At 41.4% G+C, this 2,485-nt stretch carries 3 protein-coding genes; all 3 read right to left on the bottom strand.

The window, feature by feature from the left end; all coding sequences use genetic code 11:
• Positions 1–249 precede the first annotated feature (249 nt).
• A complete protein-coding gene (locus tag NNC77_RS16330) occupies positions 250–555 on the bottom strand; it encodes a copper resistance protein NlpE N-terminal domain-containing protein (RefSeq protein WP_254971892.1) in 306 nt (101 codons plus the stop codon).
• 341 nt (positions 556–896) lie between these two features.
• The gene (locus NNC77_RS16325; RefSeq protein ID WP_218421365.1) at positions 897–1,649 is read right to left on the bottom strand and encodes a hypothetical protein; all 753 of its coding nucleotides are present in this window, start codon (positions 1,647–1,649) and stop codon (positions 897–899) included.
• Positions 1,650–1,684: 35 nt separating this feature from the next.
• Positions 1,685–2,485: relaxase/mobilization nuclease domain-containing protein (locus tag NNC77_RS16320; RefSeq protein ID WP_254971891.1), on the bottom strand; the 801-nt coding region annotated here is incomplete at its 5' end.

The raw sequence follows: 2,485 nt of genomic DNA, 5'->3' as shown, positions 1-2,485 counted from the left end.
AGATTTAAAATTATGTAACTTTGCAGCCGAAAAGGCTTCCCTGCTGGGGGCATGCCCCCAGCAGGGAGTGGGAATGAAAGTTAAGAACAAGCCTTGACACAGTTTAATTTACACCCCCAAGCAGTTTATTGACTCCCACTATTATTAGATAGTTGAGATTAGCTGTGTTCAAATTTTTACTTCCTACTAATAGAAATCCGTGGATAAGAAATTAACCTATCCACGGATTTTTATTTGTAACGTTGTTTTTTACTTTCTCTTTTTCAACACATAGAACCTGGCGGTTTCACCTTCTGATTCATTGCCAACCGAGTCAATCAAAATAATATTGTTGTCATCCCTCACCTTGTAGAATATATTGTCACCACTCGAAGGATGTATGAACATCAAGACATTTCCGTCAAGCACTTGAAATGTTCCCCTTAACTTTTCCTGTTCATTTTGCTCTTCCTTGTATGTCTGTATCAACAAATAGGTTCCGTTAATATTTAATGTGAGTATTGTCTCAACATCAGTCTGCAACACACCGCAATATGTTCCTGCAATGGAATCCAAGTCAATACCGTTTTCTAAGACTGCCGTATATTCTTCGACTTTAACAGGGTCAATATTGGCATCATTTTGTTCTGTGCCGCATAATATATAAGATGTAACAAATGCAACAACCTATATTGCCATTTCCTTTTTCATAGCCATCATAAAAGAAAAAGTGTCCGCAATATCAAACGAGTGGTATCACGGACACGAATGAATAGTTGAGAGTTTGATGGAAGTAAGTATCCTGAAACATTGTTGATGCACGGAGAAGCCCTTGCGCTATCGAATACGATGCGAATGCCGTTGGTCTTAATCTTGTCGAAACGAAGGATGCGTTTGTACCAGATGGTCGTTGTCTATTATTTCAGGTTAATTTTCTTTTTAATTTCATTCGCCTCTTTAAATAGGCTATTAGCAATGCTATCTTTAATTGCTGCCATCTGTATCATTTCGTTATGGTAGCGAATTGAGTCCTCGTAAATATTTACACGAGTTCTCACTTTCTCAATAACTTCTTTATTTGGGCATACAGAAAAATTCTTTTCGATGTATCGAACATTGGGGTCGTCAGATGGAAGAACCATCTTCAATGCCCGATATTTCAAGTCAGCCACCTCCCAGTCTTGGTGTTCTCGCCATTGGGTGAGATTGCCCCAAATGGAGATAACAAGAGACAGAGCCAAGCCACCAATGAAAAGAAGAACACACTTTGAAGTTGGCTCGAAGCGATGGGTAACAATCTTCTTCTGAGGTGCATTGCTTATGTTGTCAAGTCGCTCTTGCAGGTCTTTTGATGCAGCATCTTGCTCTTGCTTCAGCTGCTTAACCGTATCAAACAAGAGCTTGCTTCGCTGTTCTCTGTTACTTGCTTCTTTCTTGGTAAGGTCGGTAAAGATACAGATAGCCTCTCTTAATCTTGCCAATTTGTCAATAGACTCCCCTTCTTTTACAGCTATAGAAAGGATGGCTTTTTCAAGCTTGCATGTATCAACACTTACAGGGACAGGAATGCTTCCAGCCTCTGCATTCTTTGGTGAAGCAGAAAGTTCATCGACTTTCTGCTCCAATCTCTCAACTGTGCCGTAGATGGCTTCCAATAGTTCTTCTTTCATCTTTCTTTTGTTGTTTGAATGGTTTGTAACTTGCATCAAAGGCTAAAGCCCTTTCTGCGTTTCTTCTTTTTCTTCTTGGCTGATTCATCCTCTGGGAAAGACTCAAAGGTCTGAGCGTTGGCAGGAGCAAAAAGTCCAATGGAAGAAATACCGCCCCAAGGATCCTGACTGCTCTCCGACATGAATGGCATCTGCTCATTCTTGTGACAGCCCTGCTCATATTGCTGAGCAGATTTGGCTCTTGCTGATAAAAGGTTCTCCGTTCCCTCTAATCTCGCATTCAGTTTGCCAAAGCTATAGTCTCGGCTAATCTGTGTACCCTTGAAGCTATATCCATCCTTGCAGAAACGGATGCCTTGAACCTTGGTTTGCTCCTTGTCCTTATAGACAAGTTCCAAGCGAACACCTCGCTTTGCAAGTTCACTTTTGAACTTTTGCCAATTATCAGCGACTTTCAAGGCATCCTTGACAGCATTGTGAATCTCGTATTTGGCACGCTCAGCATTGCGCAATTTACGAGTATTAGTCTTGCTCTTATCCGTTCCGTAGGTCAGTCCATACTTGGATTTTAGAGCCTTGGTCACTTGCTCGTTACGCCTATAATCATTTCTGTCTGATATGAACTTGCCCTCGTTATTGATGCGATTGTACACGATATGACAATGTGGATTGTCCGAGTTGTGATGCCTTACGATAATGAATTGGGCATCGTTGATACCCATCATCTGCATGTATTCAAGGGCTATCTTAGCCATGAACTCATCCGTCAAACGTGGCCTGTCCTCTGGTTTGAAGCTCAATGCAATGTGTCCCACAGGCTTCTTTATCCTTGGATT

The organism is Segatella copri (assembly GCF_024330485.1).
GTDB classification, from domain to species: domain Bacteria; phylum Bacteroidota; class Bacteroidia; order Bacteroidales; family Bacteroidaceae; genus Prevotella; species Prevotella copri_L.
This window is presented reverse-complemented; position numbering and strand designations above follow the sequence as displayed.

Bases quoted from the DNA above. Each gene is read 5' to 3' on its own strand.
- NNC77_RS16325 (WP_218421365.1), bottom strand. From the start codon at position 1,649: ATGAAAGAAGAACTATTGGAAGCCATCTACGGCACAGTTGAGAGATTG.